This is a genomic window from Streptomyces sp. NRRL S-920, assembly GCF_000717945.1.
Lineage (GTDB): Bacteria > Actinomycetota > Actinomycetes > Streptomycetales > Streptomycetaceae > Streptomyces > Streptomyces alboniger.
Window position 1 is genome coordinate 154,224 of sequence record NZ_JODF01000005.1, and the last position, 16,751, is coordinate 170,974.

14 protein-coding genes are annotated in these 16,751 nt (G+C 70.9%); 12 read left to right on the forward strand and 2 right to left on the reverse strand.

The genetic code is table 11. The features are described from left to right. Positions 1-91 precede the first annotated feature (91 nt). From IG54_RS0106160 to IG54_RS0106170, 3 genes are read left to right on the forward strand one after another with little or no spacing between them, the layout of a single operon-like run. Positions 92-1,357 (forward strand): sensor histidine kinase, encoded by a 1,266-nt coding sequence (locus IG54_RS0106160; protein ID WP_106976951.1) that lies wholly within the window; start codon positions 92-94, stop codon positions 1,355-1,357. Then, a complete protein-coding gene (locus IG54_RS0106165) occupies positions 1,354-2,025 on the forward strand; it encodes a response regulator transcription factor (RefSeq protein WP_030778270.1) in 672 nt (223 codons plus the stop codon). The genes IG54_RS0106160 and IG54_RS0106165 overlap by 4 nt, the downstream gene beginning before the upstream one ends. 49 nt (positions 2,026-2,074) lie before the next feature. Beyond that, complete coding sequence (locus IG54_RS0106170; RefSeq protein WP_051819302.1) at positions 2,075-2,566, forward strand: PaaI family thioesterase; 492 nt, start codon at positions 2,075-2,077, stop codon at positions 2,564-2,566. Positions 2,567-2,599: 33 nt separating this feature from the next. Here the strand turns inward: IG54_RS0106170 and IG54_RS0106175 are convergent, their stop codons facing one another. Next, positions 2,600-3,604, reverse strand: a complete 1,005-nt coding sequence (locus tag IG54_RS0106175; protein WP_030778274.1) for a Gfo/Idh/MocA family oxidoreductase — start codon at positions 3,602-3,604, stop codon at positions 2,600-2,602. Between the two features lie 117 nt (positions 3,605-3,721). Between IG54_RS0106175 and IG54_RS0106180 the strand changes: the two genes are divergently transcribed. The 8 genes from IG54_RS0106180 to IG54_RS0106215 all read left to right on the forward strand — a co-directional run bounded on the left by IG54_RS0106180 (position 3,722) and on the right by IG54_RS0106215 (position 11,171). Continuing rightward, positions 3,722-4,513, forward strand: a complete 792-nt coding sequence (locus IG54_RS0106180; protein WP_420712226.1) for a GntR family transcriptional regulator — start codon at positions 3,722-3,724, stop codon at positions 4,511-4,513. Positions 4,514-4,666: 153 nt separating this feature from the next. Beyond that, positions 4,667-5,653 (forward strand): sugar ABC transporter substrate-binding protein, encoded by a 987-nt coding sequence (locus IG54_RS0106185; protein WP_030778279.1) that lies wholly within the window; start codon positions 4,667-4,669, stop codon positions 5,651-5,653. A gap of 125 nt (positions 5,654-5,778) precedes the next feature. Continuing rightward, positions 5,779-6,762, forward strand: a complete 984-nt coding sequence (locus IG54_RS0106190; protein ID WP_234336028.1) for a sugar ABC transporter substrate-binding protein — start codon at positions 5,779-5,781, stop codon at positions 6,760-6,762. Then, complete coding sequence (locus IG54_RS0106195; RefSeq protein ID WP_030778283.1) at positions 6,759-7,814, forward strand: ABC transporter permease; 1,056 nt, start codon at positions 6,759-6,761, stop codon at positions 7,812-7,814. The genes IG54_RS0106190 and IG54_RS0106195 overlap by 4 nt, the downstream gene beginning before the upstream one ends. After that, complete coding sequence (locus tag IG54_RS0106200) at positions 7,811-8,626, forward strand: ATP-binding cassette domain-containing protein (protein WP_051819303.1); 816 nt, start codon at positions 7,811-7,813, stop codon at positions 8,624-8,626. The genes IG54_RS0106195 and IG54_RS0106200 overlap by 4 nt, the downstream gene beginning before the upstream one ends. Before the next feature lie 266 nt (positions 8,627-8,892). Continuing rightward, positions 8,893-10,050 carry an ROK family glucokinase gene (locus tag IG54_RS0106205; RefSeq protein ID WP_030778286.1) on the forward strand — a complete coding sequence of 386 codons (1,158 nt, stop codon included), beginning with the start codon at positions 8,893-8,895 and terminating at the stop codon, positions 10,048-10,050. Next, positions 10,051-10,650 carry a hypothetical protein gene (locus IG54_RS0106210; protein WP_030778288.1) on the forward strand — a complete coding sequence of 200 codons (600 nt, stop codon included), beginning with the start codon at positions 10,051-10,053 and terminating at the stop codon, positions 10,648-10,650. Further along, positions 10,647-11,171, forward strand: a complete 525-nt coding sequence (locus IG54_RS0106215; protein ID WP_030778290.1) for a hypothetical protein — start codon at positions 10,647-10,649, stop codon at positions 11,169-11,171. The genes IG54_RS0106210 and IG54_RS0106215 overlap by 4 nt, the downstream gene beginning before the upstream one ends. A gap of 179 nt (positions 11,172-11,350) precedes the next feature. Here IG54_RS0106215 and IG54_RS0106220 read toward each other — a convergent pair whose 3' ends face one another. After that, positions 11,351-12,361: an ornithine cyclodeaminase family protein gene (locus IG54_RS0106220; protein WP_078593751.1), complete on the reverse strand. Its 1,011-nt coding sequence runs from the start codon at positions 12,359-12,361 to the stop codon at positions 11,351-11,353. Positions 12,362-14,009: 1,648 nt separating this feature from the next. Here IG54_RS0106220 and IG54_RS0106225 point away from each other — a divergent pair. Then, positions 14,010-16,718 carry a LamG-like jellyroll fold domain-containing protein gene (locus IG54_RS0106225; protein WP_234336030.1) on the forward strand — a complete coding sequence of 903 codons (2,709 nt, stop codon included), beginning with the start codon at positions 14,010-14,012 and terminating at the stop codon, positions 16,716-16,718. The last annotated feature ends 33 nt before the right edge of the window (positions 16,719-16,751 follow it).

A 16,751-nucleotide genomic window follows, 5' to 3' on the forward strand; every position in this document is an offset into this window, starting at 1 on the left:
GGGTCCGAAAGTCTGCGACCCGCGCTACTTTGGTCGGTGATCATGCGCCGGGACCGTCCGCCGGCCCCACCGGTGCGTAGATTTGTCGACCATGAGCGAAACCGAGTCCACGGAGCGCCCCGAGCGCCATGCCCCGCACGGGCTGCTGGCCAGGAGCCCCTGGGCGCTGCCCTCCGCGATCGCCCGGGAGTTCGACCCGGGCAGGGCGAAGGGCAGGTCGCGGCGGACCGTGCGCGACTGGATCGCCGACTTCACCTGCTTCCTCGCGGCCGTCCTGATCGGGATGATCGGCGCCGACGCGGTCGCCGCCAACCCGCGGATCTCCCAGGACCTCGCGGAGTTCGACCAGTTCCTCGGCGCGCTCGCCTGCGCTGCCGTCTGGCTGCGCAGACGCTGGCCGGTGGGGCTGGCCATCGCGATGGTGCCGGTCGGCATGGCCTCCGACACGGCGGGCGGCGCGGCGGCCATCGCCGTCTTCACCCTCGCCGTCCACCGGCCCTTCCGGTACGTGGCGTGGATCGGCGGCGCCTCGATCGCGGTCGTCCCCCTCGCGTACCTGATACGGCCCGACGCCGACATGCCGTACGGCGTGGCCGTCGCCTTCGGCGTCCTGCTCACCGTGACGGTCATCGGCTGGGGCATGTTCGTACGCTCCCGCCGCGAACTGCTGCTCAGCCTGCGCGAGCGCGCCATCCGCGCCGAGAGCGAGGCCGCGCTCCGCGCCCAGCAGGCCCAGCGGCTCGCCCGCGAGGCCATCGCCCGCGAGATGCACGACGTCCTGGCACACCGCCTCACCCTGCTCAGCGTCCACGCGGGCGCCCTGGAGTTCCGCCCCGACGCGCCCCGCGCCGAGATCGTCCGCGCGGCGGGAGTCATCCGGGAGAGCGCCCACGAGGCGCTGCAAGACCTGCGCCAGGTGATCGGGGTCCTGCGCGACGGCGACACCGACACCCCGGGCCGCCCCCAGCCCACACTCGCCGCTCTGGACGCCCTGGTCGCCGAGTCCCGCGCGGCGGGCATGAAGGTCGTCCTCGACAGCCGCGTCCCCGACCCCGCGGCCGTGCCCGCCGCCCTCGGCCGCACCGCGTACCGCATCGCGCAGGAAGCCCTGACCAACGCCCGCAAGCACGCCCCCGGCGCCGAGGTCACCGTCACCGTCTCCGGCACACCCGGCGAGGGCTTGACGATCACCGTGCGCAACCCCGCCCCACCCGGCGACGTACCGAACGTGCCCGGTTCCGGGCAGGGCCTGATCGGACTGGCCGAACGGGCCCAGCTCGCGGGCGGCAGGCTCGCCCACGGGCCCGGACCCGGCGGCGGATTCCACCTGGAGGCCTGGCTACCGTGGGCGTCATGAAACCGATCAGGCTGCTCCTCGTCGACGACGACCCGCTGGTGCGCGCCGGGCTCTCCTTCATGCTCGGCGGCGCGGACGACATCGAGATCGTCGGCGAGGCGGGGGACGGCACCGAGGTCGCCCCGCTCATCGGTGAACTGAGCCCCGACGTCGTCCTGATGGACATCCGCATGCCCACGATGGACGGCCTCGCCGCCACGGAAGCGCTGCGCAAGCGCCCCGGCGCGCCCGAGGTCATCGTCCTGACCACGTTCCACGCGGACGAACAGGTCCTGCGGGCCCTGCGGGCGGGCGCGGCCGGGTTCGTCCTGAAGGACACGGCGCCCGCGGAGATCGTCGCGGCGGTCCGCGCGGTCGCCGCGGGCGAGCCCGTCCTCTCCCCGCGAGTGACCCGGCAGCTGATCACGCAGGCGACGGGCGCCGACCCCCAACTGGACCGCAGACGCCGGGCGCTGGCCCGGCTCGACGCGCTCGGTGAACGCGAGCGGGAAGTCGCCGTGGCGGTGGGCCGCGGCGGCTCGAACGCGGACATCGCGGCGCAGCTCTTCCTCAGCGTGGCCACGGTGAAGGCGCACGTCTCCCGCATTCTGACGAAGCTGGACCTCAACAACCGTGTGCAGATCGCGCTGTTGGCGCATGACGCGGGGCTGCTCGACCAGGACGGCTGAGCGGGCGCGGGCGCTCACCGGCGAGCCCGAAGGGTGGTAATAGTCGTGCATGACTGAGCCCCCTGTCCCTGCCGAGTCCCTCGACGCCGCCCCCGATCCCATCGACCTCGCCATGGCCCAGAAGGTCCTGGACGCCCAGCCGTTCAGCCGGCTCGTGCGGGCGCGCATCACGCGGTTCGGTGAGGGGGCGGCCACCCTGGAGATCGTGGCCCGCGACGAACTCCGGCAGCAGAACGGCTTCCTGCACGGCGGCGTGCTCGCCTACGCGGCCGACAACAGCATCACGTTCGCGGCGGGCACCACGCTCGGGCCCGCGGTGCTGACCTCCGGTTTCTCCATCCAGTACGTGCGTCCGGCGACCGGCGCCAAGCTCGTCGCCCATGCCGTCGTGGTGCACACGGGCCGACGCCAGGCGACGGTCCGCTGCGAGTTGTTCGGCGTGGCGCAGGGGAGAGACGGGGCGGATGGGGCGGACGGGACAGATACGGACGCCCGGACGCTGTGCGCCATCGCGCAGGGGACCGTACTCTCCACGGCCTGAGCGGCGGGGCCCGGAGGGGGCGTGCCGCGTGCCTCAGCCCGCCGGGATCTCGGCCATCCGCACCAACCGCCGCTCCCGCCGCGACAGTTCGCACGCCTCCGCGATCCGCAGCGCGCGCAGCGCCTCGCGGCCGTCGCAGGGGTTCGCCCTCTCACCCCGTACCAGCTCGACGAAGGCGGCCAGCTCCGCCTCGTACGCGGGGGCGAAGCGCTCCAGGAACCCGGGCCAGGGCTTGACCGGCGCGGCCGGGCCCGCCGGTTCCGCGGAGGTCAGGGGCGTGCGGTCGTCCAGGCCGACCGCCAACTGGTCGAGATCCCCGGCCAGTTCCATGCGTACGTCGTAGCCCGCGCCGTTGCAGCGGGTCGCCGTGGCCGTGGCGAGCGTGCCGTCGTCGAGGGTGAGGACCGCCGCCGCCGTGTCGACGTCGCCCGCCTCGCGGAACATCGCGGGGCCCGCGTCGGAGCCGGTCGCGTACACCTCGGTTACCTCGCGGCCCGTCACCCAGCGCAGCACGTCGAAGTCGTGCACCAGGCAGTCGCGGTACAGGCCGCCGGACAGCGGCAGGTACGCGGCCGGGGGCGGCGCCGGGTCCGAGGTGATCGCCCGCACGGTGTGCAGCCGCCCGAGCCGGCCCGAGCGCACCGCCTCGCGCGCCGCCGCGTACCCCGCGTCGAAGCGCCGCTGGAAGCCGAGTTGCAAGACCGTGCCCGCGGCCTCGACCTCGGCGAGCGCGGCCAGGGTGCCCGGCAGATCGAGCGCGATGGGCTTCTCGCAGAACGCCGGGAGACCGGCGCGCGCCGCCCTGCCGATCAGCTCGGCGTGCGCCGCGGTCGCCGCCGTGATCACCACGGCGTCCACCCCGATGGTGAAGACGTCAGCCACCGAGGGCGCGGGCACCGCCCCGGTCCGCGCCGCGAGGCCGGCCGCCCGCACGGGGTCGGCGTCGGCGACGACGAGCGAGGTCACCTCGGGGTGGCGACGCAGAGCCATGGAGTGAAATGTGCCGATACGGCCCGTTCCGATCAGTCCGATGCGCATGACCCCACCCTCGCCATGCCCGGCCACCCTGTCAATCCTTTGTCCTGACAAACCGGCTGTCCGGACAACAGAACTTCAGAACTTCCCGTCATCACCCGCCGGGACTACGCTCGGCCCGTGTCCAAACCAGTCGCCAAACCAGCTCAGGACAAGCGGGTCGAAGACCCCACCCTGACCCTCAGGCTCGGCGTCGACCGCAGCAGCCCGGTCCCGCTCTACTTCCAGCTGGCCCAGCAGCTGGAGGCGGCGATCGAGCGCGGCGCCCTGACCCCGGGCAGCCTCCTCGGCAACGAGATCGAGCTGGCCGGACGGCTCGGCCTGTCCCGGCCCACCGTCCGCCAGGCCATCCAGTCCCTCGTCGACAAGGGCCTGCTCGTCCGGCGCAGAGGCGTCGGTACGCAGGTCGTGCACAGCCAGGTCAAGCGCCCCCTGGAGCTGAGCAGCCTCTACGACGACCTGGAGGCGGCGGGCCAGCGCCCGCAGACCCGGGTCCTGCACAACACCCTGGAGCCGGCGTCCGCCGAGGTGGCGGCCGCGCTCGGCGTGGGCGAGGGCGACGAGGTGCACCGCGTGGAGCGGCTGCGGCTGGCCCACGGCGAGCCCATGGCGTATCTGACCAACCACCTGCCGACAAGCCTCCTCGACCTCGACACCGAGCGCCTGGAGGCCACCGGGCTCTACCGGCTGATGCGCGGCGCGGGCTTGACCCTGCACAGCGCCCGCCAGTCCGTCGGCGCCCGTGCCGCCACCGCCGAGGAGGCCGAGCGTCTCGCGGAACCGGCCGGTGCCCCGCTGCTCACCATGCGGCGCACGACGTTCGACGACACGGGGCGCGCGGTCGAGTTCGGCGCGCACGTCTACCGGGCCTCGCGGTACTCCTTCGAGTTCCAGCTGCTCGTACGGCCGTAGGTGGGCGACGGAATCCCGGGTGCGCGGCAGGGCCGTAGGTCCCAACTGACTTACATTCGTCAGAATGTTCTGACAAAGCCATTGACGTTGCCGCGCGCCCGCCGCTAGAACTCCTCCAGCCGCACTCGGGCGGCCGGGAGAAGAGGTGGTCCCATGCGTACTGCACGCACGGCCGCGGCCCTCGTCGCGGTGATCGCGCTCGCGGGGTGCAGCAGTTCCGGCGGCAAGGACGACGAGGAGTCGGCGGACGGCTCGGGCGGCGGCAAGGGAGTGAACACGCCGCGCCTCAAGATCGCTATGGTCACGCACTCGGGCGAGGGCGACACCTTCTGGGACATCGTCCAGAACGGCGCCGAGACGGCCGCCCGCAAGGACAACGTGGAGTTCCTCTACGCCAACGACAAGGAGGCCAAGGGACAGGCCGAGCTGGTCCAGTCGTTCGTCGACAAGAAGGTCGACGGGATCGTCGTGACGCTGGCCAAGCCGGAGGCGATGAAGTCCGTCCTCGCCAAGGCGGCGGACGCCGGCATACCGGTCGTCACGATCAACTCCGGAGCCGAGTTCTCGGCGAAGTCCGGCGCGCTCGGCCACATCGGCCAGGACGAGTCGGTCGCCGGTGAGGCGGTCGGCGACGAACTGAACAAGCGCGGCATGAAGAAGGCGCTCTGCGTCATCCACGAACAGGGCAACGTCTCCCTCGAACAGCGCTGCGCCGGCGTCGAGAAGACCTTCGAGGGCACGGTCGAGAATCTGAACGTCGAGGGCACCAACGCCCCCGGCGCCCAGTCCTCCATCAGCGCGAAGCTCCAGGCCACCAAGGGCATCGACGCCGTGGTCACGCTCGGCGCGCCGATCGCGGCGATCTCCGTCAAGGCCAAGGAGGACGCGGGCAGCGAGGCCGAGGTCGACACGTTCGACCTGAACGCCGAGGTCGTCAAGCGCCTCAAGGCCGAGGAGGTCGGCTTCGCCGTCGACCAGCAGCCCTACCTCCAGGGCTACCTCGCCATCGACCAGCTGTGGCTCCACAAGACTAACGCCAACGTCGTCGGCGGCGGCAAACCCGTCCTCACCGGCCCCGCGATCGTCACCGAGAAGGACGTGCCGGAGCTGGAGAAGTACACCGCCCGCGGTACCCGATGACCGCATGGGGCAACCGCGTGGTCGATACTTGGGCGGCCGGGGCCGGGGATCCGGACCGGCCGCACCGAGGAGCAGAACAAGAAGGGCACGGCGTCGTGGCAAGGGTTCAGACAGGGGTACGCGCGGTGGGGGCCGTGCTGGTTGCGGTGCTCGGGGCGTCTTTGGTGGGGTGCAGCAGCACGGGCGGCAAGCGCGCCGAGGACGCCCGCAAGGCAGCGGCGGCGGGCGGAAGGGCCGCGGTGGACACGCCGCGCTGGACCTTCGGCATGGTGACGCACTCGGGCGACGGCGACACGTTCTGGGACATCGTCCAGAGCGGCGCCAAGCAGGCCGCCGTCAAGGACAACATCAAGTTCCTGTACGCCCATGACGACGAGGCCCAGCAGCAGGCCCAGCTCGTGGACTCCTACATCGACAAGAAGGTCGACGGGATCATCGTCACGCTGGCCAAGCCCGACGCGATGAAGGGCGCCCTGGCCCGCGCCGAGAAGGCCGGGATCCCGGTGATCACGGTGAACTCCGGCTCCGCGGAGTCCAAGAAGTTCGGCGCGCTCACCCATGTGGGCCAGGACGAGACGATCGCGGGCGAGGCCGTCGGCGAGGAGCTGAACAAGCGCGGCAAGAAGAAGGCGCTGTGCATCCTGCACGAGCAGGGCAACGTCGGCCACGAGCAGCGCTGCGAGGGCGCCAAGAAGACCTTCGACGGCAAGATGCAGAACCTGTACGTGACCGGCACCAACATGCCGGACGTCCAGTCCTCCATCGAGGCACGGCTCCAGACCGACAAGTCGGTCGACGCCGTCGTCACCCTCGGCGCGCCCTTCGCGGACACCGCAGTCAAGGCCGCCGACAGCGCGGGCAGCAAGGCCGAGGTCGACACCTTCGACCTCAACGAGAAGGTCGCCGCGGGCCTGAAGTCCGGCGACCTCGGCTTCGCCGTCGACCAGCAGCCCTACCTCCAGGGCTACCAGGCCGTCGACCTCCTCTGGCTGTACAAGTACAACGCCGACGTCCTCGGCGGCGGCAAGCCCGTCCTGACCGGACCGCAGATCGTCACCAAGGACCAGGCCGACGAACTCGAGGAATACGCGAAGCGAGGGACCCGATGACCGCCACAGCGCCCGCGCCCGCTCCGGACACCAAGAGCGACGAGCGCCTGCTGAAGACCTCGCCGCTGAAGAAACTGCTGGGCCGCCCCGAGCTGGGCTCGGTCGTCGGCGCCGTCGCCGTCTTCGTCTTCTTCGCCGTCGTCGCGGACAGCTTCCTCCAGGCCACCAGCCTCGCCACGGTGCTGTACGCCGCCTCCACCCTCGGCATCATGGCGGTGCCGGTGGCGCTCCTCATGATCGGCGGCGAGTTCGACCTCTCGGCGGGCGTCCTGGTGACGACGTCCGCGCTGATCTCCTCGATGTTCAGCTACCAGATGACGGCGAACGTCTGGGTCGGCGTGCTCGTCTCCCTCGTCGCCACCCTCGCGGTCGGCGTCTTCAACGGCGTCATGCTCACCCGCACCGACCCGCCGAGCTTCATCATCACGCTCGGCACGTTCCTGATGCTGACCGGCATGAACCTCGGCTTCACCAAGCTGATCAGCGAGACCGTCTCCACCAAGTCGATCGCCGACATGGAGGGCTTCGCCTCCGCCAAGGACGTCTTCGCCTCCACCATCACGATCGGCGGCGTCGACTTCAAGATCACCATCGTGTGGTGGCTCGCCCTGATCGCGGTCGCCACCTGGATCCTGCTGCGCACCCGCGTCGGCAACTGGATCTTCGCGGTCGGCGGCGGCGAGGAGGCGGCCCGCGCGGTCGGCGTCCCGGTCGCCGCGACCAAGATCGGCCTCTATATGGGCGTCGCCTTCGGCGCCTGGATCTCCGGCCAGCACCTGCTCTTCTCGTACGACGTCGTCCAGTCCGGCGAAGGCGTCGGCAACGAACTGATCTACATCATCGCGGCCGTCATCGGCGGCTGTCTGATCACGGGCGGCTACGGCTCGGCGGTTGGCGCGGCCGTCGGCGCGCTGATCTTCGGCATGGTCAGCAAGGGCATCGTGTTCGCCGAGTGGAACCCCGACTGGTTCAAGTTCTTCCTCGGCGTGATGCTGCTCCTGGCCACCCTGCTCAACCACTGGGTCCGCAAGCGCGCGGAGGCGACGAAATGACGGAAGTGACCGACGCGACGCCCGTGACCGAGCGCACGCCGCTCGTCGAGCTGGACGACGTCAGCAAGTACTACGGCAACATCCGCGCCCTCGAAGGCGTGTCCCTGGAGGTCCACGCGGGCGAGATCTCCTGCGTCCTCGGCGACAACGGCGCCGGCAAGTCCACCCTCATCAAGATCATCGCGGGGCTGCACCGGCATGACGCGGGCGCCTTCCGCATCGAGGGCGAGGACGCGAAGCTGGGCTCGCCGCGCGAGGCGCTGGACCGGGGCATCGCCACCGTCTACCAGGACCTCGCCGTCGTCCCGCTCATGCCGGTCTGGCGCAACTTCTTCCTCGGCTCCGAGCCGACGAAGGGCGTCGGCCCCTTCAAGCGCATGGACGTCGACTTCATGCGCGAGACGACGCGCGCGGAGCTGCTGCGCATGGGCATCGACCTGCGCGACGTGGACCAGCCCATCGGCACGCTGTCGGGCGGCGAGCGCCAGTGCGTGGCGATCGCGCGGGCGGTCTACTTCGGCGCGAAGGTCCTCGTCCTGGACGAGCCCACCGCGGCGCTCGGCGTCAAGCAGTCCGGCGTCGTCCTGAAGTACGTGGCCGCCGCGCGGGACGCAGGCCTCGGCGTGGTCCTGATCACGCACAACCCGCACCACGCGTACTTGGTCGGCAACCGCTTCGTACTCCTGAAGCGCGGCAAGATGTCGGGCTCCTACACCCGCACCGAGATCTCCCTCGACGACCTGACCCGAGAGATGGCGGGCGGCAGCGAACTGGACGACCTCCGTCACGAACTGGAACGCAGGGACGCGTAGCGCTCCTTGGGGGCGGGCTCAGCCCGGACGTGCCGCGGTCGCCGGGTTTCGGGGGCGCGAGGGGTGGCCCCGTAAGGGGCGCGGGGAACTGCGCGCTCTGCCCACGAAAAGCCGCAGTCGCCCTGCGGGGTGACCACGCAGACGCGTCTGCGGCATAGCCGTGGCTGGTCGCACAGTTCCCCGCGCCCCTACGGGGCACACGCCCCTCAGGAGCACCCGGGGTCCCGTTGTGCGCGCCCCCGCGAGAGTGAGGCAGAATCGCCGCAATGAGCACCTACCGCGACCTCGCACACCGCGGCTCCGCCCGAGCCACCGTCCTGCGAACCGTGGGCACGAGGGAGCGCCGATCCCTCCTGACGGCGCCCCGCGTCCCCACCGTCGGCATCGACATCGGCGGCACGAAGGTGATGGCAGGCGTCGTCGACGCCGACGGCAACATCCTGGAGACGCTCCGCACGGAGACCCCGGACAAGTCCAAGAGCCCCCGCGTCGTCGAGGACACCATCGTCGAACTGGTCCTCGACCTCTCCGACCGGCACGACGTACACGCGGTCGGCATCGGCGCGGCGGGCTGGGTGGACGCGGACCGCAACCGCGTCCTGTTCGCCCCCCACCTGTCCTGGCGCAACGAACCGCTGCGCGACCGCATCTCCGGGCGCCTCGCGGTCCCCGTCATGGTCGACAACGACGCGAACACCGCCGCCTGGGCGGAGTGGCGCTTCGGCGCGGGCCGCGGCGAGGACCACCTCGTCATGATCACGCTCGGCACCGGCATCGGCGGCGCGATCCTGGAGGACGGCCAGGTCAAGCGCGGCAAGTTCGGCGTGGCGGGCGAGTTCGGCCATATGCAGGTCGTCCCCGGCGGCCACCGCTGCCCCTGCGGCAACCGCGGCTGCTGGGAGCAGTACAGCTCGGGCAACGCGCTGGTCCGCGAGGCCCGCGAGCTGGCCGCCGCCGACTCCCCGGTCGCGTACAACATCATCGAGCGCGTCAAGGGCAACGTCCCCGACATCACCGGCCCGCTCATCACCGAGCTGGCCCGCGAGGGCGACGCGATGTGCGTGGAGCTGCTCCAGGACATCGGCCAGTGGCTGGGCGTCGGCATCGCGAACCTCGCCGCCGCCCTCGACCCGTCCTGCTTCGTCATCGGCGGCGGCGTCTCCGCGGCCGACGACCTCCTGATCGGCCCGGCCCGCGACGCGTTCCGCCGCCACCTCACCGGCCGCGGCTACCGTCCCGAGGCCCGCATCGCCCGCGCCCAGCTGGGCCCCGAGGCGGGCATGGTGGGCGCCGCCGACCTGGCCCGCCTGGTCGCCCGCCGCTTCCGCCGCGCCAACCGCCGCCGCGTCGAGCGCTACGAACGCTACGAGCGCTACGCCGAGGCCCGCCGCACCGACGACCGCACTTCGCAGGGAACCCCGTAGATGACCGTGCCCCGCCAGCCCTCGTCCCCGGACCGCCCCGGCGCCCCCGAACCGGGCCGCGACGGGGGCCGGACCGAGGACCGCCGCCATATGATCCGCCGCCGCTGGCTGACGGCGACGATCATCGTGCTCCTCATCGGCATCCCCGCCGGATACCTGGTGATCTCCGCGAACCAGAGCCGCAACAGCGGCCGCGACAAGGAGGACAAGTACTCCGCGACAGGCCTCACCGAGGGCTGGCCCTCCAAGGTGCAGCGCCGCCTGTACGACGTGCCGATCCCGCCGTACTCCGCGGAGGTCGCCTACTACGAGACGAACAACTGGCGCACCAGCCGCCTCTACGTCCAGTTCCTCACGAGCAACGAGGGCCTGGCCAAGTTCCTCAAGCAGATCGGCACGACCGAGAGCAAGCTCAAGGCGGACGACCGCACCATCAGCAAGCGCGACCGGAACGTCGTCGGCTGGGAGTTCACCGGCCCGGGCCCGTGGTCGGGCCTCACCCACGAACAGAAGGACCCGGCGCCGTCGCAGGACGTGGTCGTGGACCGCGCGAACCCGGAGCATCCGACGGTGTACGTGGTGTCGACGACGACGCCGTGACGAGGGAAACCATCGGCGCCGCCGACTTCAACCGCCGGGTCCGTCTGCTCGTCGAAGTGCCCGACCACCCCGACGAGTTGGCGCTGGCCGAGGAACTGCTCGTGGCCGAGGGCTGCGTGGTGAGGGCGGCCACCGCCCACGAGGCCGCACGGGTCGGGCAGCGCCGGGCCGGCCTGGTCGTCGAGGTACGGCTGCGCGGCGCCCGGCGCGGCGCGCGCAGGGCCGCGGTGCACCGGGTGGAGCGCCTGGCCGAACGGCGCTCGCTCGCGCTGTGGGTACGGGAATCGACACTGTGCACGCCACCCCGAGAGCGGCGCACGCGCTACCACGTCCGCCTCGCCCCGCCCACGGAGGGCAGCCCCGTCGCACGCCGAGTGCTGCGCCTGGCGCGGTACTTGACCGGCGACGCCGCGGCTGATCCGCTTGCCGGCTCAGCCGAGGCATGCCGGCTCAGCGGAGACACGCCGCCGCTCGGCCGAGACATGCCGGCCGACCGAGGCCGACCACTCAGCGGGGGCTAACTGCTCAGCCGAGGCGGACCGCTCAGCGGGGCTGGCCGCTCAGCCGAGGTCGGCCCGCCCCCTATAGCCCACCGGGGCTGGCCGCTCAGCCCAGGTCGGCTCACCCCCTCTCAGACCCCCGGGTCCGACCGCTCAGCCGAGATCGGCCCACCCCCCCATAAATCACCTGGACCGACCGCTCAGCCGCAACCAACCCACCCCTCATAAACCGCTGCCGCCACCCCCAGATCCTCCCAAGCCATCCCGGCCGACTTGAACAACCGCGGCCGCCCCTCCGTGGGCTTAGCCTCGCCGCGGGCAAGCGCGGCCAGCGTCCGCAGGCGGGACGACATGTCGAAGGTGCCTTCGGCCGCCGCGAGCACCAGGTCGCCGCACTCCCGCGCCGCCACCGCGTGGGACTCCGCCACCACCGTGGCGCGGCCCACGAGGGCGGCGTCGACCTCGCGGGCGTCCGGCTCGTGGGAGCCGACCGCGGCGACCGTCGCGTGCTCGGGGAGCAGGGCGCTGTCGAAGAGCGGGGTGCGCGCCGTGGTGCAGCAGCAGACCACGTCCGCGTGGGCCACGTCATCGGGCGCCGCCGCTGCCGCCGACAGACCCGCGGCGCGGCAGCGGTCGGTGAAGGCCGCGACCCGGTCCGCGTTCCGGCCGACCACGTCGACATGCTCCAGGGAGGGCCGCACCGCCCTCACCGCCTCCACATGCCCCCACGCCTGCGGCCCCGTCCCGAAGACCAGCAGGCGGCGAACGCCGGGCACGGCCAGATGCCGGACCGCGAGCCCGGACACAGCGGGGGTGCGCAGCGACGTCAGCGCGATGCCGTCCAAGAGTGCCAGGAGAGAGTGGGTCACCCCGTCCAGGAGGACGTACAAGCCCTGGATACGGGGCAGGCCCCGGCCGGGATTGGCGGGCGTCACCGTGGCGAGCTTCACGCCGGTGTACGAGGCGGTGGCCGACGGCATCATGAGCAGTTGGCCACCGGGCACGTCCACGACACCGCGCGGGGGCTCCGCCTCCGGGTCAAGACCCGACGCGAGGACCGCTTCCAGCGCGTCGATCGCGGCGGACATGGGGAGGAGCCGGGCCATGGCGGCGGCGTCGAGATAGGGCGTGGCGGCGGAGGGGGCGGGGGTCGGGTCGTTCACGGGGGCCTCGCGGGTGGTCGGTGGGCGGGGGGCTTGGTGGATGGGCATTTTGATCGGTTTCCTGTCCACCCGAGCCCTTCGCAACCGCCCGGTCCAACGAAGAAATTCCATTGGTCGCAGCCAACAGGATTTTGCTGAGAGGCCGGGCGCCGACGGCTCTCACGTTGGGTGATCATCCAGGTGGGGCGGTGTTTGCGGGTGGCCAGTTCTGGCTGGTGCAGACCAAGTGGCCAGAGCGCTGCTCCAGCGGGCCCATGCGCAAAGGGCCAGTAACGCTTGGCGTTTACCGCACGCGCCCGCAGTGCGCGACCCCGCGTTCGACTGCCGGACGGGATCTGGCGAATTCCGTACGGACAGCATGTTCAGTTGATTACGTGGCGTAATGCCTCGGGCCTCCCCGGGCTTGAGGTGCAGGCTGGCCATTTAGGTTCAATTCGCCCCCTCGGCACCACCCAGAAGGCCAGAATTGTGTTCCAGTTCACATTGACGCTGGGAACCCTGAGGCGTTGACTCGCACAGTCTGTGAAGGACTTGTGACTCTGGGGTGGGGACTGTGGGGTTAGGACGGGTGCGCCGTGAAGCCGGTGCGCGAAGACGATCACGCGCTGTGGTCGGTGGGGCGGTCACGGCGGCGGCGCTGTTGGTCTCGCTGCTGCCGTCGGTGACGAACGCCGCCGCCGACCATGCGCCTGCGAAAGTCCCGGAGGCCGGGCTGAGTGAACAGTCCGCCTCCGACAGGGCGGTGGCGTCGGGCGAGCCGGTCGAGGTGACCTCGGAGCGCACCGAGTACACGACGACGATGGCGAACCCCGACGGCACGTTCGCCATCACTCAGGCCACCGAGCCCCAGCGTGCCCGGACGGCGGAGGGCGGCTGGCGGGGCATCGACGTCACCCTGGAGAAGCGCTCCGACGGCAGGATCGGCCCGAAGTCGGCCGTGGTGGACCTGTCCTTCTCCGGCGGCGGCAGCGGAGCACAGATGCTGCGGTTGGGCCATGAGGGGCAGGGACTGAGGCTGGGCTGGCCCACCGCGTTGCCCACACCCTCACTCGACGGCGCGACCGCCACGTATGCCAATGTGCCGATCGAGGGCGTGGACCTGCAACTGACGGCGACGGCCGAGGGCTACCGCGAAGTGCTGGCCGTCAAGAGCGCCGAGGCCGCGGCCGGCCCCGAGCTGGAGAAGATCAGACTCACCGCTGAGGGGGAGGGGCTGAGCGTAACCCCGGGTGAGGGCGGTGGCCTGCGCGCCGTGGACGCCGACGGCAACGCCGTCTTCCGCGGACCGGCCGGCCAGATGTGGGATTCCGCCGGCAACGCCGCCCAGCCCCCACGGGTACGGTCCCGCTCGGCCGGGAAGGCCACGGAGACGCGGTCTGACCAGGCCCCGGCTCCGCAGCCCGAACAGGCCACCACGCAGGCCCCGGTCCAGCCCGGCGAGGGCGACGCCAGCGCCGAACTTCCCGTCACGGTCGCCCACGGCACGGTCTCCGTCGCACCGGATCTGGACCTGCTGCGCGGCAAGGAGACGGTCTACCCCGTCTACATCGACCCCGCGGTGGGGCTGGGCAAGTCGGAGTGGACGAAACTCTCCTCGGACGGCGACAAGTTCTGGAAGTTCAGCGAACCCAAGGGCGTGGGCCGCTGCGGCATCGCGGACGGCTACTACTGCGACACCCGCGGCTACACCGACCGCATGTACTTCGAGTTCGGCGCCTCCAAGCTGTCCGGCAAGCAGGTCCTGGACGCCACGTTCCGCGCCTATGAGACGTGGTCGTTCAACTGCACCCCTCACTGGGTCGACCTGGAGCGCACCGACAACATCTCCGAGGGCACCCGCTGGCCCGGCCCCAAACAGCTCAACCAGATGGGCGACCGCTATGTCTCCGCGGGCCGCGGGGATCTGTGCAGCCCCGACCAGCCCAACTCCTGGGTCGAGTTCAACGACAACCCCGACGAGAAGGACGAGAACCTCACCTCCACGGTACGGGCGCTCGCGGACGGCAAGATCCCGCGACTGACGCTGATGCTGCGCGCCAAGGACGAGAGTGATCCGCGGGCGTGGAAGCGGTTCGACTCCAACGCCGAACTCAAGGTCTGGTACGTCCACAAACCCGGCGTGCCCACCTCGGTCGGCGCCATCCCGGGCACGGGCAACAAGGCGTACTGCCGTCCCTCCTCATCGCCGCTGACCGTGACGACGGAGACCCCGACCGTGCAGGCCCGGGTGCAGACCAAGGTCGAGCAGCATCAGGGGGAGGAGGAGGGCTACCTCCAGGCCGAGTTCCTCATGCAACGCTCCAGCACCGACACCACCTCCGGCAGCTGGTCGAAGGTATGGAGCACCTACAAACCGCCATCGGGCTGGCATCCCGACGGCACACTGGAGAAGGCGACCACTGACAAGCGGGCCGACCAAGGCCTGTATCGGTTCAAGGCCAGAACGCAATCGCACTGGAACTACAACGGCAGGTCAGGCGATCTGTTCTCCCCGTACTCGTCCTGGTGCTACCTGCGCATCGACTCCACCGCCCCCAAGCCGCCGACCATCGTCACCGGCGCCCCTTACACCGAGTGTACGACCAACGACTGCGCGGCCCACGGTGGGCCGGGCCAGCGGGGCAGCTTCACCTTCAGACCCAACTCGGCCGACAAGGATGTGAAGGCCTACCGGTGGCGGTTGCTGACCTCGGACGCGGACGCGACCAAGACGGTCAACGCGGCTACGACCAACGCCTCGGTGACGGTCAAGGACGTCAAACCCGGCCTGCCGGGGACCCAGACCCTCGCAGTCGAGGCCAGTGACCTGAAACTGGACAAGGACGGCCGGAAACGGTGGGGGCCGCCGGCCGAATTCGCTTTCAAGACCGGCCTCGCCGACGGGGCGACAGGACGCTGGCGCTTCGATGACGCCACCCCGGGCTCCGCCCTGATGACGGCGAAGGACACCGGCGAGACCGGCACCCGCCACCACGCGATCCTGCGTGACGCGTCGGGCACCGGCTGGTCGACCATGGGACGGCGCGGCGCCGGAGACTACGCACTGCGCCTGAACGACAACCTCAGCGACCCCGCCCAGCAGGTCGGCTATGCCTCGACTGACGGGGTGCCGGTCAATTCGCAGGACTCCTTCACCGTATCGGCCTGGGCCTACCTCACCGACGCCTCCGCCAATCGCACTGTGCTGGCAGCCCCCGGAGAGCATGGCTCGGCGTTCACTCTCTACTACTCGGCCACGCACAAGAAGTGGGTGTTCAACCGCACCGACCAGGACAAGAAGAGCCCCGTCTACGTCCGTTCCCTGGCCGATACGGTCAACCCCCCGCTGAGGGTGTGGACGCACCTGGCCGCGGTCTTCGATACCCAGGACGACGGCGACAAGAGCAACGACACCATCCAGTTGTACGTCAACGGGCGGCCTCAGGGCGCCCCGGTGGTGCTGGCGGATGAGGCGACCACGTATGAGCCGTGGACGGCGGACCGGAACCTGATGGTCGGCCGCTCGAAGGTCGGCGGTGACTACGGCGAGTACTTCCACGGCCGCATCGATGAGATCGCCACCTGGCAAGACGTCCTGACCCCCGCACGCATTCGCGAGGAAGGCCGACTGGAGAACGCGGGCCTGCCGACCAATGAGCTGGTCGCCCACTGGGACGCCACCATCTCCTCCGGCAACCAGGTCTCCGAAAGCCCGGAAGACCCTGACGACCCGGCCAGTACCTCCTTCCCCTACCGCCGCGGCGGCCTTGACCTTTCGGGCTCGGGGGCCGCGCTGAAGGGCGAGGACGCCACGTCACTCGTGCTGAACGGCACCTCCGGCTACGCCTCGGGCTCCGGCCCGGTGGTCGATGAGACCGGCTCGTTCACGGTCTCCGCACGGGTACGGCTGAACAAGACGCTGCTGGCGGCCAAACCGGTCGGCTACCGCGGCCTGGTCGCCGGTCAGGCCACCCCTGCGGGCAAGGAGTCGTCCTGGGCGCTGTGGGTGGAGAAGGCGGCAGCCGACGTCTACCTGTGGAAGTTCGGCCGCACCGCCGTGGACGCCAACGGCAAGGTGATCGACTCCGCGCTCGCCGAGGCCCAGGAATCGATCGGCGCCACGGAATGGGACACCTGGGTGGACGTGACCGGTGTTTTCGACGCCGACCTGGATTTCACCGATGACCAAGGCGAGCAGCAGTTCGGCCTCGCCCAGTTGTACATCGGCCCGTTCCTTCAGCAGGGCGAGGAAGACCCCGGCCTCGACACACCGCAACAGGGTGGCACCAACCTGTCTGCCGGCCGCGGATCGATGAAGGGCACGACCGGGCATTACCTGCCGGGTGACGTGGCGAAGCTGCGCGTCTGGACCGGTGCGATGACACAGGGCCAGGTGGGCAGGCAGATCGCGGAGCTGTCGTCCTAGCACTCATCCGAACCCCTTCTGCTCTTCCTTCCG